23 protein-coding genes and 1 tRNA gene are annotated in these 22340 nt (G+C 61.5%); 9 read left to right on the top strand and 15 right to left on the bottom strand.

The genetic code is table 11. The features are described 5' to 3' along the window. Positions 1-9: 9 nt before the first annotated feature. The 7 genes from HOY34_RS08730 to HOY34_RS08760 form a co-directional block, all read right to left on the bottom strand. The gene (locus tag HOY34_RS08730) at positions 10-1461 is read right to left on the bottom strand and encodes a TadA family conjugal transfer-associated ATPase (protein WP_172361896.1); all 1452 of its coding nucleotides are present in this window, start codon (positions 1459-1461) and stop codon (positions 10-12) included. Between the two features lie 24 nt (positions 1462-1485). Then, positions 1486-2790: a CpaE/TadZ family protein gene (locus HOY34_RS08735; RefSeq protein ID WP_172361898.1), complete on the bottom strand. Its 1305-nt coding sequence runs from the start codon at positions 2788-2790 to the stop codon at positions 1486-1488. Positions 2791-3037: 247 nt separating this feature from the next. After that, entirely contained in the window at positions 3038-3694 is a 657-nt protein-coding gene (locus HOY34_RS08740) for an OmpA family protein (RefSeq protein ID WP_253944330.1), read from the bottom strand. Between the two features lie 4 nt (positions 3695-3698). Beyond that, positions 3699-5075, bottom strand: a complete 1377-nt coding sequence (locus HOY34_RS08745) for a type II and III secretion system protein family protein (RefSeq protein ID WP_172361900.1) — start codon at positions 5073-5075, stop codon at positions 3699-3701. A 225-nt stretch (positions 5076-5300) separates the two neighbouring features. Further along, positions 5301-6140, bottom strand: a complete 840-nt coding sequence (gene cpaB / locus HOY34_RS08750; RefSeq protein WP_172361902.1) for a Flp pilus assembly protein CpaB — start codon at positions 6138-6140, stop codon at positions 5301-5303. A 93-nt stretch (positions 6141-6233) separates the two neighbouring features. Continuing rightward, on the bottom strand, positions 6234-6446 hold the full coding sequence (locus tag HOY34_RS08755; RefSeq protein ID WP_172361666.1) for a pilus assembly protein: 213 nt from the start codon (positions 6444-6446) through the stop codon (positions 6234-6236). A gap of 340 nt (positions 6447-6786) precedes the next feature. Continuing rightward, positions 6787-6984, bottom strand: coding sequence for a Flp family type IVb pilin (locus tag HOY34_RS08760; protein WP_172361904.1), 198 nt, complete (start codon positions 6982-6984; stop codon positions 6787-6789). A gap of 368 nt (positions 6985-7352) precedes the next feature. Here HOY34_RS08760 and HOY34_RS08765 point away from each other — a divergent pair, with 368 nt between their 5' ends. Further along, entirely contained in the window at positions 7353-8234 is an 882-nt protein-coding gene (locus HOY34_RS08765; protein ID WP_172362061.1) for a lytic transglycosylase domain-containing protein, read from the top strand. A 154-nt stretch (positions 8235-8388) separates the two neighbouring features. Here HOY34_RS08765 and HOY34_RS08770 read toward each other — a convergent pair whose 3' ends face one another. From HOY34_RS08770 to HOY34_RS22400, 5 genes are all read right to left on the bottom strand, one after another. Then, positions 8389-8679, bottom strand: a complete 291-nt coding sequence (locus HOY34_RS08770; RefSeq protein ID WP_172361906.1) for a GNAT family N-acetyltransferase — start codon at positions 8677-8679, stop codon at positions 8389-8391. Between the two features lie 497 nt (positions 8680-9176). Beyond that, positions 9177-9374 carry a MerR family transcriptional regulator gene (locus HOY34_RS08775; RefSeq protein ID WP_216654692.1) on the bottom strand — a complete coding sequence of 66 codons (198 nt, stop codon included), beginning with the start codon at positions 9372-9374 and terminating at the stop codon, positions 9177-9179. Next, a complete protein-coding gene (locus tag HOY34_RS08780; protein ID WP_172361910.1) occupies positions 9374-9652 on the bottom strand; it encodes a hypothetical protein in 279 nt (92 codons plus the stop codon). Before HOY34_RS08780 ends, HOY34_RS08775 begins: the two co-directional genes overlap by 1 nt. Positions 9653-9897: 245 nt before the next feature. Beyond that, complete coding sequence (locus tag HOY34_RS08785) at positions 9898-10269, bottom strand: hypothetical protein (protein ID WP_172361912.1); 372 nt, start codon at positions 10267-10269, stop codon at positions 9898-9900. 482 nt (positions 10270-10751) lie between these two features. Then, positions 10752-10967 carry a hypothetical protein gene (locus HOY34_RS22400; RefSeq protein WP_366926941.1) on the bottom strand — a complete coding sequence of 72 codons (216 nt, stop codon included), beginning with the start codon at positions 10965-10967 and terminating at the stop codon, positions 10752-10754. On the opposite strand from HOY34_RS22400, the gene HOY34_RS22405 reads away from it, so the two are divergent. From HOY34_RS22405 to HOY34_RS08800, 3 genes are all read left to right on the top strand, one after another. Next, complete coding sequence (locus HOY34_RS22405) at positions 10908-11120, top strand: SPFH domain-containing protein (RefSeq protein ID WP_366926939.1); 213 nt, start codon at positions 10908-10910, stop codon at positions 11118-11120. The two genes, HOY34_RS22400 and HOY34_RS22405, sit on opposite strands and share 60 nt — an antisense overlap. Before the next feature lie 314 nt (positions 11121-11434). Then, entirely contained in the window at positions 11435-12187 is a 753-nt protein-coding gene (locus tag HOY34_RS08795) for a YoaK family protein (RefSeq protein WP_253944331.1), read from the top strand. A gap of 767 nt (positions 12188-12954) precedes the next feature. Then, positions 12955-14637 carry a divergent polysaccharide deacetylase family protein gene (locus HOY34_RS08800; protein ID WP_172361914.1) on the top strand — a complete coding sequence of 561 codons (1683 nt, stop codon included), beginning with the start codon at positions 12955-12957 and terminating at the stop codon, positions 14635-14637. Between the two features lie 41 nt (positions 14638-14678). On the opposite strand, the gene HOY34_RS08805 is transcribed toward HOY34_RS08800, so the two are convergent. Continuing rightward, positions 14679-15140: an Lrp/AsnC family transcriptional regulator gene (locus HOY34_RS08805; protein ID WP_172361915.1), complete on the bottom strand. Its 462-nt coding sequence runs from the start codon at positions 15138-15140 to the stop codon at positions 14679-14681. A gap of 103 nt (positions 15141-15243) precedes the next feature. Between HOY34_RS08805 and putA the strand changes: the two genes are divergently transcribed. Beyond that, positions 15244-18687, top strand: coding sequence for a bifunctional proline dehydrogenase/L-glutamate gamma-semialdehyde dehydrogenase PutA (putA, locus tag HOY34_RS08810; protein WP_172361917.1), 3444 nt, complete (start codon positions 15244-15246; stop codon positions 18685-18687). Positions 18688-18733: 46 nt separating this feature from the next. Further along, positions 18734-19468: a rhomboid family intramembrane serine protease gene (locus HOY34_RS08815; RefSeq protein WP_172361918.1), complete on the top strand. Its 735-nt coding sequence runs from the start codon at positions 18734-18736 to the stop codon at positions 19466-19468. Positions 19469-19594: 126 nt separating this feature from the next. On the opposite strand, the gene HOY34_RS08820 is transcribed toward HOY34_RS08815, so the two are convergent. Continuing rightward, positions 19595-19678 (bottom strand) — tRNA-Leu (locus tag HOY34_RS08820). A gap of 275 nt (positions 19679-19953) precedes the next feature. Between HOY34_RS08820 and HOY34_RS22060 the strand changes: the two genes are divergently transcribed. Both HOY34_RS22060 and HOY34_RS22410 read left to right on the top strand, forming a co-directional pair. Beyond that, positions 19954-20181, top strand: a complete 228-nt coding sequence (locus HOY34_RS22060) for a hypothetical protein (protein WP_253944332.1) — start codon at positions 19954-19956, stop codon at positions 20179-20181. Next, entirely contained in the window at positions 20078-20308 is a 231-nt protein-coding gene (locus HOY34_RS22410; RefSeq protein WP_366926940.1) for a DUF4166 domain-containing protein, read from the top strand. Before HOY34_RS22060 ends, HOY34_RS22410 begins: the two co-directional genes overlap by 104 nt. 184 nt (positions 20309-20492) lie before the next feature. Here the strand turns inward: HOY34_RS22410 and HOY34_RS08830 are convergent, their stop codons facing one another. Then, on the bottom strand, positions 20493-21029 hold the full coding sequence (locus tag HOY34_RS08830) for a hypothetical protein (protein ID WP_172361921.1): 537 nt from the start codon (positions 21027-21029) through the stop codon (positions 20493-20495). A 520-nt stretch (positions 21030-21549) separates the two neighbouring features. Here HOY34_RS08830 and HOY34_RS08835 point away from each other — a divergent pair. After that, positions 21550-22326: a DUF2189 domain-containing protein gene (locus HOY34_RS08835; protein ID WP_253944342.1), complete on the top strand. Its 777-nt coding sequence runs from the start codon at positions 21550-21552 to the stop codon at positions 22324-22326. Positions 22327-22340 lie beyond the last annotated feature (14 nt).

The raw sequence follows: 22340 nt of genomic DNA on the forward strand, positions 1-22340 counted from the left end.
TGGCGTGCCTTAGACAATAGGTTCGTAGATCGAGGCGGGCAGATCAAAGCCCCAGGTGCGGAAGCGCTCGGAATGGGCCGAGCGGATGCCGGTGGCGTTGAAGCGCCCGATGATCTTGCCATTGGGCTCGACGCCCAGGCGTTCAAAGCGGAAGATTTCCTGCATCGAGATGACTTCGCCTTCCATGCCGGTGATCTCGGTGATCGAGGTCATGCGGCGCGAGCCGTCCTGCAGACGCGAGGCCTGGACGATCAGGTTCACAGCCGAGGCGATCTGGCTGCGCACCGCCTTCAGCGGCATCTCGATCCCGGCCATGGCGACCATATTTTCCAGACGCGAAATGCCGTCGCGCGGGTTGTTGGCGTGGATCGTGGTCATCGAGCCATCGTGACCCGTGTTCATCGCCTGCAGCATGTCGATAACCTCTTCGCCGCGGGTTTCCCCCACGATGATCCGGTCAGGACGCATCCGCAGCGCGTTCCTGAGACAGTCGCGCTGCGTCACCGCACCCTTGCCCTCGACGTTCGCCGGGCGGCTTTCCATCCGGCCCACATGCAGCTGTTGCAGCTGAAGTTCGGCGGTGTCTTCGATGGTCAGCACGCGCTCGGCATTGTCGATGAAGGAGGACAGCGCGTTCAGCGTGGTGGTTTTCCCCGAACCCGTACCGCCAGAGACGATCACGTTCAGACGGGTCGAGACGGCGGCCTGCAGATAGGCGGCCATTTCCTCGGTGAAAGCGCCAAAGCGGACAAGGTCCTCAATCTTCAGCTTTTCTTTCTTGAATTTCCGGATGGAAACCAGCGAGCCATCAACGGCAACCGGCGGCACCATACAGTTGAAACGCGAGCCATCCAGCAGACGCGCGTCGCAATAGGGGTTCGATTCGTCGACGCGCCGGCCCACGGCCGAGACGATCTTGTCGATGATGCGCATCAGATGGCGCTCATCGCGGAAGGTGACGTCTGACAGCTCCAGCTTGCCGCCACGTTCGACAAAGACCCGGAACGGGCCATTGACCAGAATATCGTTGACGGTCTCGTCTTTCAGCAAAGGCTCCAGCGGGCCAAGGCCCATGACCTCGTCATAAAGCTCTTGTACCAGCGTCGCGCGGTCGCTGCTGTTCAGCGCCACCGACAGCTCGTCCAGCGCCTCAGAGGTCTGGGTCGAGATCTCTGATTTCAGGCTTTGCTCTGAGGCATGTTCCAGCGCCGCCAGGTTCAGGTTTTCCAGCAGCCGCTTGTGGATCTCAAGCTTGAGTTCCATCATCCGGTTGCGCCGCTTGGCCTCTTTGTCGACCTGGATCGCCTCTGCGGGTGAGCGCGAGCCCCCCATCATCGAGCCGGGGCGGGTGATCTTGACCGTTGCCGCCGGGGCGGCTGCAGCGGGGGCGGCCGATTTGGCGGCAGGCGTGGCGGCGGGGCCCCCCGAGGGCGGGGCGTCTTTGCGAAAACGGCTGAACATGACTGCTTGCCTTTGAAATAATGGTTACGACCGGGCGCTTGCGCTGACCTTGCTCAGCTCGAACAGGGATTTCGCCAGCTTCTGCAGCTCTTTGCGCAGCGGATTTTTGGCGGCGCTTTCGGCCAGCGGCAGGCCGTGATCATTGGATTGGGTGACCTGGCCGCCGCCATCGGGCAGCTGCACCTCGATCTGGATTTCCAGGCTTTCTGCCATTCTCTTGACCCGCGACTTGGCGGAAAGATCGGTGAATTTCGGCGCTTTGTTCAGCACATAGCGCAGCTTTTCATGCGGCAGCGCCTCGGCCTTCAGGGCGCGCACAAAGCGCAGCACGTTTTGCGCCGAACGCAGATCCAGATCCATCAGCGCGAAATAGACATGGGCGCGCGACAGCACGGCCTCGGTCCAGGTCACAACCGTCTTTGGCATATCGATCAGCACAAAGTCGAAATTCGCCGCCGCCATATCGATCAGGCGGCCAAGATCCTCGCCGGAAATGATGTCCAGCGGCAGCATCTCGGCCGGGGCGGTGAAAACCGACAGCCTGTCATTATAGGTCTGCATCGAGCGGATCAGCGCATCGCTGTCGACATTGGTCGGGTCGGTCAGCACCTCGAAGATGGTGTCTTTGCGCGGCAGATCGAGATAGGTCGCAATCGAGCCATATTGGAAATCGAGATCCAGCAGGCAGACCCGCGGCGGGCTGAGCTTGTCGGAATTGGCCAGCTCCCATGCCAGGTTGGCGGCGAAGGTCGAGGCCCCGCTGCCACCGGCCATGCCATGGATCGGCAGCACCAGCCCGTTGCGGTTGCCAGTGGCACGCAAAGCGGTCGAGTTGCCATCATCGACCAGCACCAGTGACGAGCCGGTCTGCGGCATGGGCGCCGCGGCCCGGGCCTGTGCGGCCTGTGCCGAGGCCTGCGCCGCCGCGCGGATCTTTGAGATCGCATCATGCAGCGCCCCTTCGGGCAGCGGGTAGGGGACGAAATCATCCGCGCCAAGGCGCATCAGCTGATGCAGCCCGGCCGGGCTGAGCTGATTGGCCACGAGGATCACATGGGTGTTTGCTGTCCTGGCGGCGCGGATGACACTGGCGATCAGTGTCAGATCATCTTCATCCTCTGCATCCAGCGCGACGGCGATGAACTCCAGCTCGCTGGCCTCTGGCTGCTGCAGGAAAACAAGTGCATCCTCAAAGCCCAAGTCGCCCCAGGCCTCGCCCATTTCGCGCTCCATCTCGTCGATGAGCATCTCGAAGTTCTGCACGTCGCGCGAAATTGTGCAGGCTGCAATCGGTGCAGGATCTGGCTGTATGGTTGCCACGCTCGTCATCTCGCCTCACGTTTTTTCTGTCCTGTGATCCCGGGGGGGCTGGCGCCATGGATATGGCACCAACAGAAAACCCGGGAATCATTGTGCGGAATTTGGCCCGCATACCGTTCTCATCGCAGCAATCTGAACGTGGACTTGGGCGAGATTGGGGCCGAATTAGCGTCAATCTTTGGTAATTGCCTGTCCCGGAAAGCAAAAGACCGGGCAGATGCCCGGTCTTCGCAATGTCTTTGCAGATATTGGCAGATCAGCCGCCACCGGCAACCGAAGTGCTGGGACCAGCCGAGCCGCCCTGAGTGCGCGCGGGGGAATCGACGGCGTAGCTGCGCCAGACCACTTCGGCATATTTGCCGTTCAGCACCATCGGGTTGTTCGAGACAAAGCCCGAGACCTCGGTGACGGTGCGGCGGTTGCGCTCTTCCGGGGCGTTGGTCTGGATCAGCGGGCGTGTTTTGCCATAGCTGACCACCGCCTGCAGGCGCGATTTCTGAACGCCGCGCTGCACCAGATAGGCCACAACCGCATCCGCCCGTTTTTTGCCCAGCGTTTTGTTGAAGCCCTGACCACCGACCAGATCGGTATGGCCAAAGACCTTAAAGCGCACTTCGGGGAACTGACGGATGAAATTCGCCTGCTTGTCGAGGATAGCCATCGCCTCGGGCGTCAGCTGCGACGAGTTGAAGGCAAAGTTCACAGTATCAGGCACTTCGGCCGCAAAACGCTGTGCCAGGGCGATGGTGTAATCCATCTGACCCGACTGGATCAGCGAATTGTTCATCGTTGCATTGCCAAAGGCACCGCCTTCAAGCTGGGCACCCATCTCGCTGTTGCCGGTGGCACCACAGCCAGCAAGCGACAGGATGCAAAGCGAAGCCGCGATTTTAGAGGTCATCTTGCTCAGCATCGTCTCACTCCATCACATAGCCATAGGAGGACGAGAAGTCCTGCCGGGCAACCTCACCAGCCGCGCCTTTGGCCTTGTGACCCACGTCACCAAAGAGGAACAGCTCGTTTTCGGTCGGGATGCGGACACGGTCGGTCGGCAGGGCCAGCGCCTCGCCACGCACCGGGCTGACCAGATGCGGGGTGACGATGATCACCAGCTCGGTCTGTTCACGCGCATATTCCGACGAACGGAACAGGGCGCCCAGAACCGGCACATCGCCAAGCCACGGAACCTGATCGGCCGAGTTGCGGAAGTCATCCTGCAAGAGGCCCGCGATTGCAAAGCTTTCACCGTCGCGCATCTCGACGGTGGTCGAGGTCTCGCGGCGCTTGAAGCCCTCAAGCGTAATGCCGCCATTGGAATAGGTAATGGACGAGTCGATCGAGCTGACAGCCGCATTGATCTGCAGGTTGATGATATCGCCATCCACCACATAGGGGGTGAAGTTCAGCTCTACGCCGAAGGGCTTATATTCAACCGTGATCCTTGAGCTGCCACCGGAACTTTCAGATTGGGCGACGGGGATCGGATATTCGCCACCGGCCAGGAATTTGGCTTCCTGCCCGGAAAGGGCCGTCAGGTTGGGCTCTGCCAGCGTGCGGACAAGGCCCTTATTCTCAAGGGCTTCCAGCGCAACATTGAACTGAAGCGCATTCGAGACAAAGCCCAGGCCCAGGCCGCCGGCTGCACCGGCAAGGCTGCTGCCGCTGCCACCAACCACGTTCCAGCCATTGCCAGTCCGGTTGTTGCTGCCCCGGACCTGTGAGGACAGGCCCTTCGACACAGAGCGGTTCATCTCAGCGAAGCGCACTTTCAGCATCACCTGCTGGGTGCCACCGACAACCATCAGGTTCGAGATGCGGTCAGGTGCATAGCGGTTGGCAAGATCCAGCGCCCGGTCAAGCTTTGCGCTAGAGCTGATGGTGCCCGACAGCACGATACCGTCATTGGCAGTGCGCACTTCGATTTTTTCATTCGGCAGGATCTGCCGCAGCCGTTCTTTGAACTCGGCGATGTCGGGGGTGACATGCACATCGACGTTCGAGATCAGCTTGCCCTCGGGCGACAGAAGGGTCAGCGTGGTGCGCCCCGGTGCCTTGCCAAGAACGTAAATCGAGCGGTCCGAGAGTGTCGAAATATCGGCAATCCCGGGGTTGGCAATCGAGAGCTCCGAGAAGGGAACATCACTTTCAACAACGACCGCGCGGTTCATCGGTACATTTAAAGCGCCTGATGCCTGTCCAGACATGACGCGCAACACTTCAGCGGAAACCGGAACTACCGACACCGCGACTGCAAGGCCGACAAAGCCGGCCGCAACTTTGGTCTTAATGCTCATGTGATCTGCCCTTTCGATCACGCCTCGTTATGTGGGTCTTAGTGCCCTTACATCTTCCCAAAGTGCCGGAAGATGGATTTTTTTGCAATAATCAAACTCTTGGACGGGTTTTCTTATGTGGATAACCTGCAACAGACAGGCAATTCCAGGTCTTTGCCGCCCGGGACACCCCAGATGCGGTGGTGCGAAAGCCCGTTCAGGTCAGGCTTTCGCGCTGTAATGGCCTCAGTTGGTCGGGCAGGGGATCTGCGTTTCGACCAATTCGCCGCCTTTGCGGGTCTTGGTGGTGCAGATTTTTTCCTCTTCCACCACTTCAGCCTGCGCCCGCTCGGTGCCAAGCAGATTGTAGCTGTCGACCTCAATCGTATCGGCAGTGCCTTCGCCAGGACCGCTGACCCCGGCCATCGAAAGGCGGCCTGTGGATTGCGCAAGAGTAAGGCGGCCGACCTGCTCGCTGCTTGCAGCGACGGTGACTGTGCTGGCCTCGCTGGTGCGGACTGTGCTCTGATCAGAGGTCTGGTCGACCGCGATCACCTGCATGCCAGCCTCGATACGTTTGGTAATGTCGCCCGTGTCGCTGGAGCCGGTCCAGTAGATATCAATGTAATCCCCTGGCATGATAAAGCCTGCAACACCCGAGTTGGAACTGACGCGGATCTGGAAGGCGCTCATGCCGGGCCCCAGCTTGCCTGCGATACCGGCGACTTCGCCGGGCTCGGTCAGGCGGCTGGAGAGCAGGATCTCATTGGCCTCAAGCGGGCGCATAGAGAAACGTGGCCGTGTGGCGTTTTCCGGGAAAAGCACATAGCCGTCTGTATAGGCATTGGCGGGCATGAATTGCTTTTGCACCCAGACCTGCTGCACATTCTCCATCTCGATCGGCCCGCCATATTTGACTGGCTCTATGACCGAAAAGACCTGGACCAGCTCGCCGGTCTGACGCTCGCGCTCAAGCGCGGCATTCATCCGCACCTCGTTAGACTGAATGTAGCCCTGAGCCATATAGACGGCAAAGCCCGCAAGGGCGACGCCGATGATCAGGACAATACCGAAAATTGCTCGCATACTTACCTCTTATAAACATTCACACCCTGGGCGCATGCCGCGTTGTGCGGCGCCCGGGACCGGATGGCTGCGCGGGCCGCCATGTCCTGTCGGTCAGGGCGTTCCATCGATGCTGGCCGATTGCATTTGCTCAGATACGATGCCCATGGTGAGGCCAATCTCCTCGACCACCCCCATCACCGCATCCCGGGCGGGCTGAAAAAGCAAGACCATGTTCAGAGCGACTACGCCTGCGGTCAGCACGACCCAGTCAACCGTGACGGCCCCATCTTCCTGCCGGAAGAAAGCTGAAAGCGAATTTTGCAACTCTGTCTCCTTGGAGTTTGCCGTCCGACTGGAATCGCCGTTCCGGATACCTGAGCGATACTGGCGGCAGAATGCGGCAAAATGAGGGAGAAAGGATTGCCTTTTCCGCCCGGACGGCGCCTTGCGGCAGCCTTTGGGCGGCTGATTTCTGCGGTCCTGATCCGGCTGAACGGGCAGCCGAAGGGAGGCTTCGATCAGGCTGAGATGGCGGTTAAACGTGGGGCAGGATCCGGCGTTATAAATGCAAAATGGCTGCATCCCGAGAGGGGGCAGCCATTCTGTTATATGATTTGCGGCTCAGCTTGCCCCGGGTCAGGCCCGGTCAGGCGAGTCCGGCAGATCAGCTGGACGGACGCTGCCTCTTCATCCAGTTGCCAGCCTCGCCAACTTCGGCGGAGATGTCGTTCGAGAGGGTGCCGATTGCCGGGCGAACAGCTTGCATAACCAGCAGGCCCAGGCCAACAACAGCAGCGGTCAGCACAACCCAGTCAACGGTGACTGCGCCGTCTTCGTCTTTGATGAAATTCATAGCGTTCATGGTTCTGTCCCTTTCAAAGGTGCTCAGTTTCTTTAACATCCGCCACGGTGGCGTTCGGCCGGCCTCTGTTCCGTTCCGATCTTCCGTTCGGGATGAGCACATATAGACCCTCAATCGTGGCGACTTTTGGAACAGGTTGAGGCATTTTCGCAGCGTCGGACCAGCGGGCCGTTATCTTGCGGTATTGCTCTGATTTTGAAGGAATAATTTTTTGTAAATTTTCGAACACCCCGAACGGCTGTGCGAAAATTGCGTTGCATTTCGATCAATTGGGGCAGTTTCGCCACTTTTGAAGGGCGATTCTGCTTTGCTGATGGCCTGAACTCTGCGATTCCTTAAAAAAACAAGAAGAGCAGGCACCCGAAATGATGCGCGGATTATCAGGCCCACTGCTGGTGGCGCTGGCGGCTGTGGCGATTCCAACCCCTGGTCAGGCCGAGCTGGAGGATTTCACCTTTCGTCGGGTCAAAGTTGGCGATTCCGCGCCGGGCAAAAGAATCACGGTGCAGATCGATCCCGCCGAGCAGGCACGCCGCCTGGCTGCGACGGCCTGGAAGGATCCCGCGCTCAGACGTGATGAGGATCAGCCGCAATCCCCCGCCGGAACGGCTGAAGGTGCCGACGGGGCGGTGCCGGGGGCGGGGCCAAAATCGAACTATGCCTGGTATTGGGAGATGGTGGCGCCGGATCGGGCCAGCTCGGCAGGGCAGTTTCCGAAAGCGATGGCGGCACTGACCCAGGGGCCTGGCGGGGCCTCGGTTGCGGCGCCCAGGATGCAGTCGATGCAGACCATGGCAGAGATCTATGGCCGCGATATTCTGACAGCAACTGTTGGGACCGATGTGTCGCCTGCGCTGGTGCTGGCGGTGATCGGGATCGAGAGCGCCGGGCGCAAAGAGGCGGTTTCTTCGGCGGGGGCGGTGGGGCTGATGCAGCTGATCCCCGCAACGGCTGAGCGCTTTGGCGTGACCGATTCCACCGACCCCGCGCAAAACATCAAAGGCGGCGTCGCCTATCTGGACTGGCTGCTCGATGAATTTGACAATGATCCGCTGATGGCGCTGGCGGCCTATAATGCCGGTGAGGGGGCGGTGAAGAAAAACGGCGGCGTGCCGCCCTATGCCGAGACCAGGGACTATGTGCCCAAGGTGCTTGCGGCCTGGCAGGTGGCGCAGGGGCTGTGCATGACCCCGCCCGAGCTGGTGACTGATCCCTGCGTTTTCAGGATTATGGCTTCGACCGGGGGCTGAGGCAGTGAAAGAGAGGCCCGGCAAGAGCCTTGAAAGAGGCCTTGAAAGTGGGGTCTGTCTGTCCCGGCGCAGATGCGAAGGCCCCCTTGCGAAACCTTTCGCCCTTAGCAGGGGGAGGGATTTGTCCGGGGCAGCGCTGCCTGTCAGACGCCTGTCAGCTGGTGAACTGGTCGGCCCATTCGGGATGGCGGCGGCGCATGGCATCGACAAAGGTGCAAAGCGGCACGATGCGATAGCCGTTTTCGCGGGCATCTTTAACCAGCGCTTCGACCAGGGCCTTGCCGGCACCTGTTCCGTGGAAACTGTCGGGGACGCCGGTATGGTCGGCTGATACGACACCGGGGCTGCGCCGGGTGAAGGTCAGCTCGGCCTCGTCACCATCTTTGCAGATCACAAAGCGGCCCTGATCATTGCTGGTTTCATGGTGGATTTCGAAATCGGCCATCTGACGCTCTCCTGAACGGGTGTGACAGATAAAGGGATGCCGGATGCCACTGTCAATGTGGGGCTGTCGAATCGCGTTCAGCCATGTATGTCAGTGCTGTGTGCGGACGTGGCGAAACTGGTAAACGCAGCAGACTTTGACGATTTGGAGTGCCCGTGGGGAAACCTGCGGTGCAGAACCGCTCAAATTCGGGGAAAGCTAAGGGAGGGCCTGAACGGGCGCTTCGATGCCAATCCCGAGCCAAGCCCCGGTCGGTGATCGCAGGATCCAGGCCAGGGAAGGTGTAGAGACTGGACGGGCGGTGCCTGTAGCCACGAAGGCCGGATCGGTGTTTCGCGGCCATGGCAAAGGGACAGTCCAGACCACGAACGCCCGGCATGTGCGGGGCGGCGGCGAAAGTCGAAGTGGGATGAAAATCTGCCTTCCGAAAGGAATTACGGGTTCGATCCCCGTCGTCCGCACCAACTACCATTGATTTTATTGAGTTATTGGCGATTTCAATCTCTGGTCCACCAGTTAGCCCGCCACAGAGTCGGCGAATTTTTCAGGTCGGCGCATTTCCAGAGCCGAGAACCGTCGATCATGACGCCCTCATTCAGGCGGCCCGCCGCAATCCATTTGCGAAATGTCGGGCGGCTGATACCCATGATTGCCGCGGCAACCTTTTCACGGATAAGCAGTGGCTGAATGTCCATCATCCGCCCCCTTTCTCTTGCGCGGCGGCGGGGCGGAAACGGCGCCAGGCCAAGACGGGCAGCGGGTTTACCTCGCGATGTTCCTCGACCAGTTCGATGACCCGGCCAATTCCGCCACGGGCGTTCGCGCCTTCTTCCGCGCTGCCGCGATCCATCACGAGGTTGCGGGCAAGCAGAAGCTCCAGCGCCCTGATGCGGTCGGCTGCCTCAAGGCTATGCGCCTGGCAAGGCGGCTGCGTCACGAACCTCGCCACCAGCGTATCGGTGTCAGTGATCATGGGCGGCCTCCGTACGTGCGGAGGGCGTAACTGCCGCTGGTTTCAGGCGATGCTGATGAGCAAAAGCAGCACGACAATGTCTGTCGCCATAGTGGCTGTCACCTGGTCGCGCGAGATGAGGCCGCGGTACCAAAGGAAAAAGGCTGTGGGAAACACGGTCACTCTCCATAAATCTCATCAGCAACGTGAGGTTGTGTGATTGGTTCCCTGAGCGTTGATTATTTCGGGCGGGGGCCGCCCCTCCATCACGCGCGGTCATTGGGGGCCTCCGGGGTGTGCTTGATTGCGGGTGGCGGCTCGTCGCGCTGCCCGAACAAGCAGCAGGCGAGTGCGTTGCAGGTGAAGCGCCGGTTTGCTTTCCGGTGCTTGAGCTTGTGGCATCCGCCCTTCTTGAGCCGCCCCTGCGGCGGCCTTGTTGCTCTGCGCATAGTGCCCCGGGGGGGCGTTGCGATGCGGTCTTTCACCTTCCCGATTTCCCAGAAGGCGCATTCGCGGCAGGTTTTGCCTTCCGGGCCGGTGCCCGCGATATGGGCTTGGCCAAGGAAGGTGTTGCGAATGGCTGCCTTATGGGGAAGGGCCTTCATCCTTGCTCCGAACTGGAGGTGGTCGCTCAACATCCCAGGCTTCATTGAGCCCGATCAGGGGCTTTGGGTTTCCTGATCCGATCTGCTGAACCCGATTGAGGATCTGCTGGTCTGGCTCTGGGTCACGATGCGCCAGATGCGCGGGGAAGAGCCGGATTTCATGTGGTCAGTTGGGGCGGAGATCCAGGCCAGCCCCAGGGCAAGGGCAGGCCATGACCCAACGCACAAACGCGCCTGCTGACGATGAAACAGCGGCGCGTCTGGCTGACACTCGTAAACAATCACATCGACGCCTGGTCATGAGGGCTTTGACCATCGCGCCGGGCACTCACAAAAACCGCCCCCGTCACTCGCACACCGGGGAAACGCAGAAAACACGGATCGGTTTCCAGGCATCTTTGCCTATGCCGCAGGAAAAAACGGAACGAGGGAAGGAATGACACCACTCGCAATCATCGGCGGCGCTGTCGTCGCAATCACCATCATCGTCGGAGCGGTCCAGATCGCCCGATCATTCACGAAACCCACCAGGAAAGGAAATCACCGTAGGAAAAACGGAATTCACCATCGGCGGCGTGGTCAGTGCCGCAATCGTCGCAATCATCAGCCTTTTCGGCAGCTTCTATACCGTCGATGAGGGCGAGCGCGGCGTGATCGTGTCTTTCGGGACCGTGCAGGGCACAGCGGATCCTGGCATTCATTTCAAGATGCCGATCATCACCTCGGTCCATACGGTGCCGCTACGGTGCCGCTGCGCAATCAGGTCACCAGCTACGAAAGCCGTGAGGCCTATACGACAGACCAGCAGATCGTCACCATTGAGGCCCCTGCACATCACCTGCCAGATCCCCGCGGACCGCGTCGAAGAGGTATACCGCGAATAAGCTGATGGTGAACGGGCGTAATGCCGTTCTGGCACTGGAGAGGATTCGCGATTCGCAAAGAGGCTAACCGGTTCGGCGGAACATTTTAATAGTCTGCGAAAGTGGGTTGTGCGCCTGCGAGAGAACGCCCGAAGCATCCCCGCTGCCGGGCGTTTTACCTTTCATCTGCCTTGGGCTTTCACGCGGTCACCCTGCCAGCCGGAACATCCCCGATGGGCGAAAGCCTTCAGCCGCCAGGGCCTCCAGCCGTAATGGGCCGGTCCAGTCATGGGCGCGAATGGCGGTAATCGGGGACGGTGGGACTTCCCGAAGCAATGTCACAGGGCTATCGTCCGGGCGATATAGAGGTCACAGGGTTCTGGTGGATGTTGATCCGGGTCGGAAATGCACGGACAGGGAAAATAGATCTCGCCCTCGCCGGGATCATGTCCTTCGTTGCGGGGGCTATCAATGCGGTTGGCTTCCTGATCGCCGGAGCGTTTTCTGCAAATATGACGGGTAATGTCTCCGCGCTGGCGGATGAACTCGCCGCTGGCAACCTGGTGATGGCCTTGTCATTTCTGGGGCTTTTCGTCGCGTTTGTCGCCGGCGCCGCGTTCGCTGCTTTCGGGATCCAGGCCGGGGAGCGGTATGGGATAAGGTCCGTCTACTCGCTCGCGATCCTTTTCGAAGCCGCGCTTCTCTTTGCCTTGGGTATGAGCGATCTGTTCGACAGCCGCATCACTGGGCATGAGATGCTGATCATCACGCTTTGCTTTGTCATGGGGCTGCAAAACGCCGTGACAACGATGATTTCTCAGGCGCGTGTCAGGACGACCCATGTCTCGGGCATGGCGACAGATCTTGGCATAGGGCTGGCAACGCTGCTGGGGGATAAGGCTGCGAAAAGCGAAGCTGTCCCGAAGCTTAAGCTTCACGCACTGACGCTGACCTGTTTCGCAGCCGGCGGGGTGCTGGGCGCTCTCGTCTATAGCATTGCCGGCCACTGGGTCTTTATCGTGGGCGCTGCAGTTTTGCTGATGGTGGCGGGGCCAGAAGCCTGGTTGGCCCGTCGCAAAGGCCAATGATCGTCGCAAAGGACAATGATCAAAGCCAGGAGCTGGCCGCTTATGACCGCGCCGCCAAAGGCGCGGGTGAGGGTTTGACACATTGACATGCCCCGCCCGACCGTTCTTCGGCCCCTGATCGCCAGGCTGCCAGCCCGATAGCACCCCATGTTGTTGTCGATTGGGCACGTCTTACCGGCATTTTTCCGACCATCCTGGCGCTATTGCGCGGCGGGCGTGGAAAAGAGGGTGAATCGCGGGAAGTCGCGGGCTATAAGGACGCATCTGCCGCATGTGCCCCGCCTGATCGGGGCAGGGCGGGCGGTGCTGGTATGTGTTGGCGGGGGGCTTGTCCTGCCGGTGTTGAGGGTAACATTGCATTGAGCGGCATGGAGAAACAATTGGTCGGCAGGTTCCTTCTGGGTGCGGGATTGGGCGGTCTTGTCGGGACCGGAGTCCTCGCGCTGCTCTCTGTTTCGTTTTCCGGCCCGTTTCCCCAGCAACGGACAGCTGCGTCGATCCGCGAGGATCAGGCTGCGGCCCTGCCTGCGCCTGCCAATAACGGTTCGGCCAATAACAGTCCGGCCAATAACAGTCCGGTCAATTCTGGGCCCGTTGATGATATTCCGGCCGCCGGCGCAAACTCAGATGCTCTTTCGGCCAATAACGGGGCGCAGCCTGAGGCGCCCGCTGCCCCCTCTGTCGCCGCCTCGGAGGGCGGGCTTGTTCCCCCGGCTGCGACTGCGGCTCCCGATATTGCGCCAGATGCTTTGCCCGATCCGCAGGGTATGGCGGCAAATCAGGGCATGGCGGCACCAGAGGCCCTGCCGGAACTGGACCATGATCTGGCCCCGGATCTGGACCCTGACGCTGGATCAGTGGCGGATGCCGCGATCACGCCGCCGGCAGAGGCCTCTGCAGAGACCCAGGCCGAGGCAGAGCAGGGTCCTGGCAATGGGGGCGCACAGGATGCGCTGGTGACCCTTCTGCCAGAGCCGCCGCCACTGACCGAAGAAGAAGAGCTTTTGCTGGCACAGATGGCGGCTGATGCGCTGCTGGAAGAGGCCCAGCCTGCGGAAAACGCGCCGATCCTGTCGGCGGGCGATGAGTTCGTCATCCTTGACCAGCTGCCGCCGAATGCGATGGCGCAGCGTCAGCCAGAGGGGCAGCCTCAGCCCCTGGCCGACACCCCCGAAGGGGCCAGGGTTGCGCAGCAGGATCAGGAAGAAACATTGCTGGCGCAGGCGACGCCCGAGACCCCGCCCGCTGGGACTGAGGCGGATAGGGCTGAGGCGGATCGGTCTGCGGTTGCAGATGTCGCAGCACCCGACAGTGCCGCGCAGGATGCAGAGCCTGCACCGCCAGAGCCTGGACCGCCAGAGACTGCAGAGGCTGAGCCTGCAGCAGAACCCGCCGCAGTACCCGTCGCAGATCCCGAGGCTGCACCCGTGGCAGAGGCTGCGCCGACGCAGCCTGCGCCAGAGACGGATGCAACAGCCTCCGATTTGCCCGATGAGGCCATTGCTCTGGATAGCGCTGACGCGCCCGTCGCCCCTGAGGTCGAAGCAGAGGCCCAAGCAGAGGCCGAAGTGGAAGAGGGGGCGGCAGCCGCTCCTGCCGAAGATACACCGCAGCCTGCCGATCCGGGCAAGGCGCGGATGATCACGCTCGACAGCGAGGCATCCCAGCCGGGGGCAGCCTCCTCTGCTGCCAATGGGGTAGAGACCAACCGCCTGCCGCGTATCGGTGATGCCCCGGCGGAGGTTGCGACAGCAGAGGAGTCTGCCACAAGCGCAGAGCCGCGCCATGCCTTTGCCCGCGCTTTTGACAACCCTGCAGAGCGGCCGAAATTCAGCGTGATCCTGATTGATGATGGCTCGGCCACGCTGGATCGCCAGGCGCTGGCGGATCTGCCCTTTGCCGTCAGCTTTGCGATTGATCCGCAGCTGGCCAATGCCGGCGCGATCTCGGAAATCTATCGTGCCGCCGGGCAAGAGGTGGTGATGCTGGCGGGATCCTTGCCCAAAGGGGCCTCGGCCAGCGATATTGCCGTCAGCTTTGACGCGATGGCGCATGCCCTGCCAGAGGCGGTGGCGGCCATGGATGTTCCGGCCCGCACCTTCCAGGCCGACCGGCAGCTTTCGGGCCTGGTCGTGCCGGAAATCAACGCCCAGGGGCGCGGCCTGATCACCTGGAATGTGGGGCTGAATGCGGCTGACCAGCTGGCCAAACGTGGCGATGTGCCTTCGGCGGTGGTGTTCCGGCTGCTTGATGCCGAGGGCGAGTCTGCGCCTGCGATCCGCCGTTATCTTGACCGCGCCGCCTTCAAGGCCGTCCAGGAAGGCGGCGTGCTGGTGGTTGGCCATGCGGCCCATGGCGATACCGTGGCCGCCTTGCTGGAATGGGCGGTTGAGGGGCGCGCCGACAGCGTGGCGCTGGCCCCGGTTTCAGCGATGCTGAGCATCGACTGAGCCAGAAGCCAGAAGAGAACCCAAGGGGCAGGAAAGGGGCGCTAAAGCGCCTCTTTCACCGCCTCCATCGCGACATAGGTCGAGGTCTGCGCCACATGGGGCAGGGCAGAGATGCGCTCGGCCAGCACGCGGCGATAGTCGGAAATATCGGTGGTGCGCACCTTCAGCAGATAGTCGAAACGGCTGGCGATCATATGGCATTGCTCGACCTCGGGCACGGTCAGCACGGCGCGGTTGAAGGCCTGCAGCGCCGCCTCGCGGGTGTCATCCAGCCGCACCTCGACAAAGGCCACATGCGACAGCCCCATTTTCACCGGATCAAGGATCGCGCGATAGCCCGCGATCACCCCCGCCTCTTCCAGCCGCTTCATCCGCGCCTGGACGGGACTTTTTGACAGGCCGACACAGCGGGCCAGCTCGACCGCGGCAATGCGGCCCTCGGTGGCCAGGATCCGCAGAATCGCATGATCGAAACGGTCCAGGTCCGGCAATGATTGTGGCATGAATTATCTCTGATTTATGGTCATATTGGCTGTATAATTTCAAAAGATCGGGAAGAATGGCCCCGGCTTTGGGTGTATTATAGCCAAAACGCAGGAGGTCTGCATGAAAAATCCGTCTGATCTGGTCCGTGATGCTTCGCTTGCACCTGAGGGTGAGTTGGTCAGGGCGCTGATCGCCCAAAGCGGGTTGGATCAGACCGCCCGCGACCGGATCGCCGCCGCCGGGGCCGATCTGGTGCGGCGCATCCGCTCGGGCGCAAAGCCCGGCCTGATGGAGGTTTTCCTCGCCGAATACGGTCTGTCGACCGATGAGGGCATCGCGCTGATGTGTCTGGCCGAGGCGCTTTTGCGGGTGCCGGATGCGCCGACGATGGATGCGCTGATCGAGGATAAGATCGCCCCCTCTGACTGGGGCAAACATCTGGGGCACTCGGCCTCAAGCCTGGTGAACGCCTCGACCTGGGCCCTGATGCTGACGGGCAAGGTGCTGGACGAGCGCGGGCCCGGTATTGCAGGCAGCCTGCGCGGTGCGATCCGGCGGCTGGGCGAGCCGGTGATCCGAAGCGCGACGACGCGGGCGATGAAAGAGATGGGCCGCCAGTTCGTTCTGGGTGAAACCATTGAAAAGGCGATGAAACGCGCCGAAGAGCTTGAGGCCAAAGGCTATACCTATTCCTATGATATGCTGGGCGAGGGGGCCCGCACTGAGGCCGACGCCCGCAGCTATCACCTGGCCTATACCCGCGCGATCACCGCGATCGCCAAAGCCGCGAAATCGCGCGATGTCGGCACCAATCCCGGCGTTTCCGTTAAGCTTTCCGCCATACATCCGCGCTATGAAGTGGCCCATGAAGCGCGCGTGATGGAGGAACTGGTGCCCCGGCTGCGGGCACTGTCGGGGCTGGCAAAGGCGGCCGGGATCGGCCTGAATGTTGATGCGGAAGAGGCGGATCGGCTGGATCTGTCGCTGAAGGTGATTGCGGCCACGCTGGAAGATCCCTCGCTGGCGGGCTGGGATGGTTTCGGTGTGGTGGTCCAGGCCTACGGGCGGCGCTGCGGGGCGGCGCTGGATGTGCTTTATGACCTGGCGACCCGGCTGAACCGCCGGATCATGGTGCGCCTCGTGAAGGGGGCCTATTGGGATTATGAGATCAAGCGCGCCCAGGTGCTGGGGCTTGAAAGCTTCCCGGTTTTCACCCGCAAACAGGCAACCGATGTCTCTTATATCGCCAATGCGCAAAAGCTGCTGGCGATGACCGACCGCATTTACCCGCAGTTCGCGGGCCATAATGCGCATACGGTGGCGGCGGTGCTGGATATGGCCGAACAGGCTGGCATTCGCCCCGATCAATATGAGTTCCAGCGCCTGCATGGCATGGGCGAGCGTCTGCATGACATTGTTCATACAGATAAAAACACCCGCTGCCGGATCTATGCGCCTGTCGGGGCGCATCGGGATCTGCTGGCCTATCTGGTGCGCCGCTTGCTGGAAAACGGCGCGAATTCGTCCTTCGTGAACCAGATCGTCAATGAAGAGGTCTCGCCTGAAGAGGTCGCGTCCTGCCCGCTGACCTATATGGAGCGAGTCTCGCCGCTGGAAAATCCCTCGGTGCCGCCGGGGCCGCAGATCTTCCCGGGTCGTGTCAATTCGGCGGGTTTCGACCTGACCTCGCATGCGGATCTCGATCGGATCAATGCCGCCATGGCGCCCTTTATGACGCAGCGTTTCAGCGTCACGCCCAGCCTTGCCGGGCCGTTTACGGGCGGTCCGCGCCAGGATGTGATCAATCCGGCAACCGGCGAAAGCGTCGGTCAGGTGACGACCGCCAGCGCCGCAGATGTCGACACCGCGCTCAGCCTGGCCACGCCATGGGCGGCGAGCGCCAGCATCCGGGCTGCGACCCTGCGCCGCGTCGCCGACGCCTATGAGGCGAATTTCGGCCAGATCTTTGCGATCCTGATCCGTGAGGCCGGGAAGAACCTGCCCGACGCCGTCGCCGAGCTGCGCGAAGCTGTTGATTTCCTGCGCTATTACGCCAATGAGGCCGAGGGGCTGACCGCGCCCGCCCGTGGCCGCTTTACCTGTATCAGCCCGTGGAATTTCCCGCTGGCGATCTTCTCTGGCCAGATTGCGGCCGCGCTGGCGGCTGGCAATGCCGTGCTGGCCAAACCGGCCGAGCAGACGCCGATGATCGCCGATCTTGCGGTCGCTCTGATGCACCAGGCGGGGGTGCCGCTGACGGCGCTGCAGCTTTTGCCGGGCGAGGGCGATATCGGGGCGGCTCTGACCTCAGACCCGCGTGTCGATGGGGTGGCCTTCACCGGCTCGACCGAGGTTGCGCTGATCATCCGCCGCGCTATGGCGGAAAACCTGGCCCCCGGCGCGCCGCTGATCGCCGAGACGGGCGGCATGAACGCGATGGTTGTCGATTCGACCGCGCTGCCCGAACAGGCGGTGCGCGATATCGTCGCCTCGTCCTTCCAGTCGGCGGGGCAGCGCTGCTCGGCCCTGCGCTGCCTTTACGTGCAGGAGGATATCGCGCCCGGCATCATCGAGATGCTGGAAGGCGCGATGGATGAGCTGGCGATCGGCGATCCGGCATTGCTGCGCACCGATGTTGGCCCGGTGATCGACGCCGAGGCCCTGGCCACCATCAACGCGCATATTGCGAAAGCCCGCACCGAGGGGCGGCTGCTGAAAGAGCGGGCGGTGCCCGAGATCGGCACTTTCGCGCCCCCCGCCGTGATCCGCGTTGACGGTATCGCCGCGATGGAGCGTGAGATTTTCGGCCCCGTCCTGCATGTGGTGACATTTAAATCCGGCGAGATTGACATCGTTATCAATCAGATAAACCAAACCGGCTATGGGCTGACCTTCGGCCTGCACACCCGGATCGATGACCGCGTGCAGCACTTTGTCGAGCGTGTTCATGCGGGCAATATCTATGTGAACCGCAATCAGATCGGCGCGGTGGTCGGCAGCCAGCCCTTCGGCGGCGAGGGGCTTTCGGGCACCGGGCCAAAAGCGGGCGGGCCGCAGTATCTGCCGCGCTTCACCCGGCAGGCGGCCCAGGTCTCAGGCCAGCCCGGCAACGCCATCGCGGATGAGGCGGCGGTGGCGGCGGCCCTGGCCTCTGCCACGCTGCCCGCCGCGCCCGAGCCGCGCGAGCTGCCAGGCCCCACCGGCGAATCGAACCGCCTGGGCCAGTTCCCACGCGAGCCGCTTTTGTGCCTCGGCCCGGGGGCTGCGGCGCTGGCGGCCCAGGTCAATGCGGTGCGCGCGCTTGGCGGTGCGGCGGTTGAGGCCGATGGCCTTACCCCCGAGGCGCTGGTGCGGCTGCAGGGCTTTGGCGGTGTGCTTTACTGGGGCGACGAGCCCGGCGCCCGTGCCCTGACCCGCGCTTTGGCCAGCCGCAAGGGGCCGATCCTGCCGCTGATCACCGGCAGCCCCGACCAGGCGCATATCATGCATGAGCGCCATGTCTGCATCGACACCACGGCCTCTGGCGGCAATGCCAGGCTGCTGGCCGAGGTTGCGGATGCCTGAGGGCAGGGGCTATTGACCAAAGGCGCGACCCGGGCCAGGGTCGCGCATGTTTCCAATTCGTGACCACAATCCCTCGGGGCGCGTCCCCTTTGTCACCTTCGCGCTGATTGCGGTGAATGTGGTGACGTTTCTGGCCTATTATCCAGCCGCGTCAGAGCTTTGGCTGGCGCGGTTCTATTACACCTGGGGCGTAATTCCGGCCGATATGTGGGCGTTTGACAGCGCTGCGACCTGGATCAGCCATATGTTCATCCATGCGGGCTGGATGCATCTTGCCGGGAATATGCTGTTCCTGTGGATCTTTGGCGACAACCTGGAAAGCGAGATGGGGCATGCGGGCTTTTTGCTGTTCTATCTTCTGGCAGGGGCTGCGGCGGCGATTGGCCAGGCCTTGCCCGATCCCGGTTCTGCGGTGCCGATGGTCGGGGCCTCTGGTGCGATTGCCGGGGTGATGGGGGGATATCTGCTGCTTTATCCGCGCGCGCAGGTGGATGTGCTGCTGATCGTGGTGATCTTCTTTCGGGTGTTCACGCTGCCGGCCTGGCTTGTGCTGGGGCTGTGGTTTGCGATTCAGATCTTTTCGGGCGTGGCTGTTCCGGGCGACGGCGTCGCCTATCTGGCCCATGCCGGCGGCTTTGTCGCGGGGCTGATTTTGACCTTGCCGCTATGGCTGCGGCGTGGCGGGCGGCGGTTCTGGCAGGAAAACGCCGGCCACCCCCCGCATCCCGGCGCAGAATATAGCCTGTCGCAAAGCCGAATCCCCAGGGTGGGCAGGCGCTGACCGGGCCGCCAGATTTGCGCTATGGCCGGACAGAAGCGATGGCGGCAGGTGTCTTGTCAGGTGCCCAGGCTGTCAGGGTTCTGCGGATTGCACCCAGGCTGACGGATCATGACTGATAGGGGAAGGTGGTACGGGTGGTCGGACTCGAACCGACACTCCTTGCGGAAACAGAGTTTGAGTCTGTCGCGTCTACCATTCCGCCACACCCGCATCATCCAGCATCTGCCTGGCAGGACCTGGCGTATTTGGCCAGATCGCAGAGCTGTGTCGCATCCGCCTGTCAGCACTCTGGTCACGCCCAGCCAGAACCCCGCTATCAGCAGGCGACCGGAAAAAGACCCATGCGGCAGGCACCGCGATGTGCCGTATATGCTTCGGTTCCGCGCAGTCAGTCAAGCGTCATTCCATCCTGACGGTCTGTCCTCTGGCCACCAGGGCGGGTGGCGGTCTGCACATTATTGCATCGCAAGGCGGCGCAGCAGGCGATGAAGATCCTTTTGCTGGGCGACTATGGCCTCTTTGGCGGCAGGCTGGCCCGTCTCATGCAGGATATGGCCGGGCTTGAGTTGCTGATCTGCCGCCGTGCCCCCCGCGCCGCCCAGGCCTTTTATGCCGGGTGGAGGGGGGGCGCGGCTGCAGCTGATACCGCGCCGCTGGTCACTTTGGGGGCTGTCGCTGTCCAAAGCCCTGCTGCCAGGAGTCGGGTCGTATAAGCACGAGACTGACGGCCGTTTTCAAATCGATGTGGAAATCGCCGTGCCTGTGATTGGGTGGATCGTGCATTATAAGGCGGGCTGCGGCAGGACGTTTGCGCGCATGATCCCCGGGTTTGACGGGTAGACCTGTCACTGACAGAGGTTGAGCGACTTGTGATTGACCGGCTGCGGAGGCCGCAGCGCTTGCTCTGGCAGGGCTAAAAGAGGCTGGCAGGGCCGGGTCGCAGCCGGTATTTTCCCGCAAACGGGCCGTATCCTGCACCCGATTGCTCGGATGCAGGGCTATGCGCCTGGCCTGTGGGGGCAGATCAGAACCGGAAGCCCGCGATGACCTGGGTGCTTTCCCCGGTTGCACGGACGCCCAGCGACATTTTGTTGAATGACACATTCACCACCGCGCCGAAATTGCCTTTATATTCGGTATCCGGCTCGGTATTGGCCCAGCATTGGTAGCCGAGATAAGATGCGGCACAATCGCTGGTGTCTTCACGAACGCCGACCAGCAATGCGGCATCGGTCCGGAAACGGCTGTTTTCAATGACATTCGCGCCGATCAGCAGATTGTAGGAGGTCGCCTGTTTCACCGCTTGATCGCGGCCCCAGGTCGAATCGAGCAAAGTTCCCTCGCGCCCGATATCTGCGCCGAGAACCAGTTTGCGGCCCGCCAGCTGATGCATGATCCCGATCGAAAGGGGGGTGCTGTCATCTCTGAACTCACTGGCGGATTTGGCACCGCCAAGGCCGAAATAAAGCGAGGTGCGTCCGGCTGTGCCGTCTTGGGCGATGGCAGGAGCAGCCAGCAATGCCAGTGGCGCAGCAAGAAGAAGAGCTTTGAAATTAAACATTTGTCACATCCACATATCATTTACGTTCGGGAAAAGCCGTCATCTTCTCGTTTGAAATCACAAAATTCGTAATAATTTCATAACGCCTGCTGCGGATGATCCAGAGGGCAGACATTATCGCCCGCCCCGGTCATATCATCGCAAAATGACGGCAAACCTATGCTCTGGGGCGGGCATCGGGGGATCAAATTTGTGGAATTATTGTGCTCCGTAGCGGAACAATTACGGAAAAACGCAGAAAATGAAGCATTGTCTTAAACATTTACCGCCATAAACCGAAGGCACAGGTGCTGCGGCACCTGTCACTGAAACTGATGCGGGAATTACATCTTTGTGAAATTATTTCATGGCCTTAGCTTTGGCGCAGGACCATGCCAGAGCAGACCCAGAGCAGACAATGACAGCCTTCCCCGATCGTAAGCCAGACAATGACTGCGACACGCGCCCCGGTTCCGGGGGCCGCCGTGGGGCTCAGACGGGGGTGGTCTCTGGTCGGCTGGCCGGTGCAAAGCCGGAAATCATGCGGCTTGATGCAGGTGATTTTCGCTTTGCATTGGCGATGGGCTGGCGCGATTTTTGTGCGGCTCCGATCTGGGGGATCTTCTTCGCGCTGATCTATGTTCTGGGCGGCTGGCTGGTTTTCTGGGCTCTGACCGCGCAGGGGCAGCTTTGGTGGACGTTGCCTGCCGCGGCAGGATTTCCAATTCTTGGGCCCTTTATTGCCTGCGGCCTGTATGAGGTCAGCCGCCGACTTGAGCGGGGCGCGCCGCTTGACCGGGCTACAGTTCTGGGGGCGATCTTTGCGCAAAAGGACGGGCAAATTCCGTCAATGGCGGCGCTGATTGTGTTCTATTTCCTGTTTTGGAACTTCTTTGCGCATATGACTTTTGCGCTGTTCATGGGCAATGTGACGATGACCAATGTCTCACAATCGCTGGCCGTTTTCATGACGCCTGCGGGGCTTGGGCTGTTGGTGTTCGGCACGCTCAGCGGGGCGCTGATTGCGGCGCTTTTGTTTTCACTGACGGTGGTCAGCCTGCCGATGCTGCTGGAACGTGACATTGATTATGTGACGGCGATGCTGACCAGCCTTTCGCTGGTGCGCGAAAATATGCTGCTGATGCTGGCATGGGGTGCGTTTATTGCGGCGCTGCTGTTTCTGGCGATGCTGCCGGGTTTTCTGGGCCTGTTTGTGGTGCTGCCGGTGCTGGGGCATGCCAGCTGGCATCTCTATCGTCGCGCGGTTGCCTGGCCTGATGCCCCGCCTGATGCCAGCCACCAGACCCAATCGGCGTAAGGGGGTGCGCCTCT

Source organism: Pseudogemmobacter hezensis (genome assembly GCF_013155295.1).
Classification (GTDB): domain Bacteria; phylum Pseudomonadota; class Alphaproteobacteria; order Rhodobacterales; family Rhodobacteraceae; genus Pseudogemmobacter; species Pseudogemmobacter hezensis.